Annotated in this window: 4 protein-coding genes and 1 pseudogene; 1 reads left to right on the plus strand and 4 read right to left on the minus strand. The window is 64.7% G+C overall.

Annotated elements, in window-relative coordinates; translation table 11 throughout:
• Nucleotides 1-365 (plus strand): PucR family transcriptional regulator (locus AHiyo1_RS07525; RefSeq protein ID WP_148667497.1); only part of this gene is annotated, 365 nt, incomplete at its 5' end.
• 42 nt (nucleotides 366-407) lie between these two features.
• Here the strand turns inward: AHiyo1_RS07525 and purU are convergent.
• From purU to AHiyo1_RS07545, 4 genes and pseudogenes are all read right to left on the minus strand, one after another.
• Nucleotides 408-1,316, minus strand: a complete 909-nt coding sequence (gene purU, locus AHiyo1_RS07530) for a formyltetrahydrofolate deformylase (protein WP_059388142.1) — start codon at nucleotides 1,314-1,316, stop codon at nucleotides 408-410.
• Nucleotides 1,317-1,318: 2 nt separating this feature from the next.
• Nucleotides 1,319-2,710, minus strand: coding sequence for an L-serine ammonia-lyase (locus AHiyo1_RS07535; protein ID WP_059388143.1), 1,392 nt, complete (start codon nucleotides 2,708-2,710; stop codon nucleotides 1,319-1,321).
• Nucleotides 2,710-3,344, minus strand: a pseudogene (locus AHiyo1_RS07540) (sarcosine oxidase subunit gamma). The gene AHiyo1_RS07535 and the pseudogene AHiyo1_RS07540 overlap by 1 nt, the downstream one beginning before the upstream one ends.
• The coding region (locus tag AHiyo1_RS07545) for a glycine cleavage T C-terminal barrel domain-containing protein (RefSeq protein ID WP_275937043.1) at nucleotides 3,337-4,515 on the minus strand (1,179 nt) is incomplete at its 5' end. The pseudogene AHiyo1_RS07540 and the gene AHiyo1_RS07545, both read right to left, overlap by 8 nt.

Genomic DNA, 4,515 nt, shown 5'->3' on the forward strand with positions numbered 1-4,515 from the left:
TCGAGCTCATCCAGGGAGCGGGGTCCGGGCCGGGAGCCGCGAACGTCGTGGTCGATACCGAGGACTTCGCCGTCGAGCGACTGGCACAAGGAAGCCTCGACGCGGCAGTCCGTGAGGGATTCGTGCGGCGGCAGCTCGGCGCCGTCGTCGAGCACGACGAGCTGCGGCGCTCGGAGCTGATGCGGACGTTGGCCGTCTGGCTGGATACGGGGTGCAATACCGCTCACGCGGCACGGGAACTGCACTTGGAACGGCAGTCGATGCACCACAGGCTCCAGCGGATTTTCGAGTTGTGCGGCGGGGACCCCCGGGGAACGGGCAGGCTCGTCGCGCTTCACGTGGCAACACGCTTGGCGCGGCTTTAGGCAACGCCTGAACGGCCCACCGTTGGGTGGGCCGTTCAAACGCTACTTGAGCACTACGGTTCTGCTGCCTTGCAGGATCACGCGCCCTTCGCAATGCCAGCGGACGGCGTTGCTGAGTGCTTTGCACTCGGTGTCGCGGCCGGCTGCCACGAGGTCGTCAGGACCGAAGGTGTGGTCAACTTCTACCACTTGCTGGGCGATGATCGGTCCCTCATCCAACTCACCGTTGACGTAGTGCGCGGTGGCACCCACGGTCTTGACGCCCCGGGCGTAAGCCTGGTGGTACGGCTTGGCACCCTTGAAGCTGGGCAGGAATGAATGGTGGATGTTGATGGCCCGGCCGTCGAGCTTGCGGGCAAGATCGTCGCTGAGGACCTGCATGTAGCGGGCCAGGACTACCAGTTCGACGTCCAGGCGATCGATCAGGTCAAGGAGTTGTCCTTCAGCCGCCGCCTTGGTGTCCGCGGTGACGGGCACGTGGAAGAACGGAATGCCGTGCCATTCGACCGTCCGCCTGTGGTCCGGATGGTTGGAGACCACCCCGACAATCTCGACCGGCAGTTCCCCGATACGGGCCCGGAACAGGAGATCGTTGAGGCAGTGCTCGAACTTCGAGACCATGATCAGGACGCGCCGCTTGGCGCCGTGGCGTTGCAACTGCCAGCGCATGCCGAACTTTTCGGCAACAGGCGCAAAGGCTTCCCGGAGCGAGTCGATCGTCGATTCGTCACCTTCCGATGCGAAGTGGATCCGCATGAAGAAATGGTGATCCAGTTGGGAGTCGAATTGCTTGTTGTCGATGATGTCGCAGCCGTGTTCCAGGAGGAAGCCGGAGACGGCGTGCACGATGCCCCGCGTTTCCGGGCAATCGAGCGTCAGGACATGCTCAACGGTGGTAGCCGGCAGGGCCGCTCCAGGCCGCGGGGCGGATTCATTCTGTGTGACAGTCATGGCTAGCACTCCACTACGTTGACGGCGAGGCCTCCGCGGGAGGTCTCCTTGTACTTGCTTTTCATGTCCGCTCCTGTCTCTCGCATGGTTTTGATGGCTTTATCAAGGGACACTTTGTGGCTGCCGTCGCCGTGCAGGGCAAGACGGGCAGCGTTGATGGCCTTCACGCTGGCGATGGCGTTGCGTTCGATGCACGGGATCTGCACCAGCCCGCCTACGGGATCGCACGTGAGGCCAAGGTTGTGTTCGATGCCCACTTCCGCGGCGTTCTCCACTTGTTTGGGAGTGCCTCCAAGGACCTCGCACAGACCAGCGGCAGCCATCGAACAGGCTGAGCCCACTTCACCCTGGCAGCCGACTTCGGCGCCGGAAATGGAGGCGTTGATCTTGAACAGGATCCCGACGGCGGCCGCCGCGAGCAGGAAGCGGACCACGCCGTCGTCGTCGGCGCCCTGCACGAATTTCGTGTAATAGTGCAGTACCGCCGGAACAATGCCCGCCGCACCGTTGGTGGGCGCCGTGACAATGCGGCCACCCGCGGCGTTTTCCTCGTTCACGGCCAGCGCGAACAGGTTCACCCATTCCATGGCGAGCAGCGGGTCTGCCGAGCTTGAGCCTTGCAGACCGGCGTCGGTGGCCTTGAGCGACTTGAACAACGACGGCGCCCGTCGCCTGACGTTCAAGCCTCCCGGGAGGATTCCTTCCGCGGCGCAGCCATTGTCGACGCATTCGCGCATGACGGCCCAGATCTGCAGCAGCCGCTCGCGAAGTTCGGCCTCGCTGCGCCACACGAGTTCGTTGGCGAGCATGACATCGGAAATGGACATGCCCTCCCGTGCGCAGATCGCCAGGAGCTCGTCCGCAGTGCTGAACGGATAGGGCAGCACGGTGCTGTCAGCGACCACTTTGTCGTTTCCGGACGCGTCACCGTCCACCACGAAGCCGCCGCCGATCGAATAGTAGCTCCGTTCGCGGAGCACTTCCCCGGTGTGGTCGAGGGCACGGAAGGTCATGCCGTTGGGGTGGGCAGGCAGGGATTTGCGTCGGTGCAGGACCACGTCTTCATCCCAGTTGAAGTCCACGCGGTGATGTCCGGCTATCCGCAATTCGGCGTCGAGGGCGGCCGCGGCAACCTGGTCATCGGCAGTGGACGTGTCCACCGTTTCCGGTGATTGGCCCTGTAGTCCCAGCACCACGGCTTTGTCCGAACCGTGGCCGCGGCCGGTGGCGCCCAGCGAGCCGAAAAGCTCTGCCTGGACGCGCACCGTTGCCGCGAGTTGCCCGGAGGATTCCAGGCCGTCGGTGAACTGCTTCGCCGCCCGCATCGGGCCGACCGTGTGCGAAGACGACGGCCCGATGCCAATGGAAAACAGGTCAAGCACGCTCAATGCCATCAGGGGACCTCAGGAGAGGCGTATTCCCTCATGCCGTCAAACAGCCAGCGGCCCAGGAAGTCGGCGAACGACGCCCTCGGGAAGATCCGGAAGCTGTCCTCGCCGGTCTTGAACAGCATGGCGGGGATGTTGCCGATTTCCGTGGCCAGTGCCGTTCCGGTGCGGAAGGCGCGGGGGTGCAGGTCCAGCGAACAACCCTTCTCCAGGACGTCTCGCGCCCGGATCCCGGACAGTTCGAAGGTGGTGCGGTTGGCGGACAAGTCCACCACCTGTCCAGGGTCGTCGCCCAAGGCCTCCACCAGGGCGCGGACAAGGTCTCCGCCCAGTGAATCGTGGGCCGATTCCGGTGCGACCACCAGGAATTCTTCCGGCCCAAGCCACAGGGTGGTGGCCCTCTCACCCCCGCTGATGTCGCCGCAGGCAGCCGGCAGGCCGCCTGTCACGGACGCGAGGCGGCTCCGGCGTCGGAATTCCTGTCAACCCGGATCCCCACCATGGTTTGGAACGGGATCTCCTTCAACGCCACTGTTCCAGCCACGGAGCCGGACTCGAAGGTCGGTGCCAAGTGCGACGCCGGGCTGCGGCGTGCCGCACGGAGCGTCTCAGGGTTTGCGGGGGTTGCTGTTTCAGCCATCTTTACGGGTCCCTTCTGCGTCGAAAAGTACGGTTTCTCCGACAACGACGTCCAGCAACTGGTCGCCGACGGAGGCCACCAAGGTCTCGCCGATGCGGTTGCGGCCGTTGGTGATCAGAGCCAGGCCGAAGGAACGGCCCAATGCGGCACTGTGGTAGCTCGAGGTCACGAAGCCCTGCATCGGCACGGGGCCGTAAGCCGGGTTGACCGGGATTCCCTTTTCCACGAGCTGGGTGCCTTCCGGAAGACGGAACGAGCCGTCCGCCGGCAGGACGCTGACCAGGTGCTTGCGGTCAGTGCGGACCGCGTCCTCGCGGCTGTACGAACGCTTGCCGATGAAGTCCTTGGCTTTGGAAACGATCCACTCCATCCCGGCATCCTGCGGGGTGACAGTCCCGTCCGTGTCCTGCCCGACGATCGGGTAGCCCTTCTCGGCACGAAGCACGTGCATGGTTTCCGTGCCGTACGGGGTGATGTTGAACTCGGCACCTGCGGCAGCAACGGCTTCCCAGGTGTTGAGCCCGTACCAGGACGGAACATTGATTTCGTAGGCAAGCTCACCGGAGAACGAGATCCGGCAAACCCGTGCCTGGACTCCGGAGGCCAGCGTGGTCTCGCGGAAGGTCATGAACGGGAACGCTTCGGCGTCCAGCCCGCCGTCGGCCGCCAGTTGCGGGGCGACTTTGGCGATCACGGCGCGGGATTTCGGCCCGACGACGGCAATCGTCGTCCACTGTTCAGTCACCGACGTGCACCCGACGTCGAGTTCGGGCCACTCGGTCTGGTGCCATTCCTCGAGCCAGTCGAGGACCTTGGCTGCGCCGCCGGTGGTGGTGGTCATGAAGTAGCGGCCCTCGTCGAGGCGCAGGGTCACGCCGTCGTCGAAGATCATGCCGTCCGGGGTGCACATGACCCCGTAGCGTGCGGAACCGGGGGCAAGCTTCTTGAACGCGTTGGTGTAGATGCGGTTCAGGAACTCACCGGCGTCCTTGCCACGGATCTCGATCTTGCCGAGCGTGGTGGCGTCCATGAAGCCCACGGATTCGCGGACTGCGGCGCATTCGCGGAGCACCGCGGCGTCCATGTCCTCGCCCGCTTGCGGGTAGTACCACGGCCGCTTCCACTGGCCGACGTCCTCGAAGAGCGCTCCCTGGGCAACGTGCCAGGGGTG

Origin of the sequence: Arthrobacter sp. Hiyo1, from assembly GCF_001263615.2 — a bacterium.
Lineage (GTDB): Bacteria > Actinomycetota > Actinomycetes > Actinomycetales > Micrococcaceae > Arthrobacter.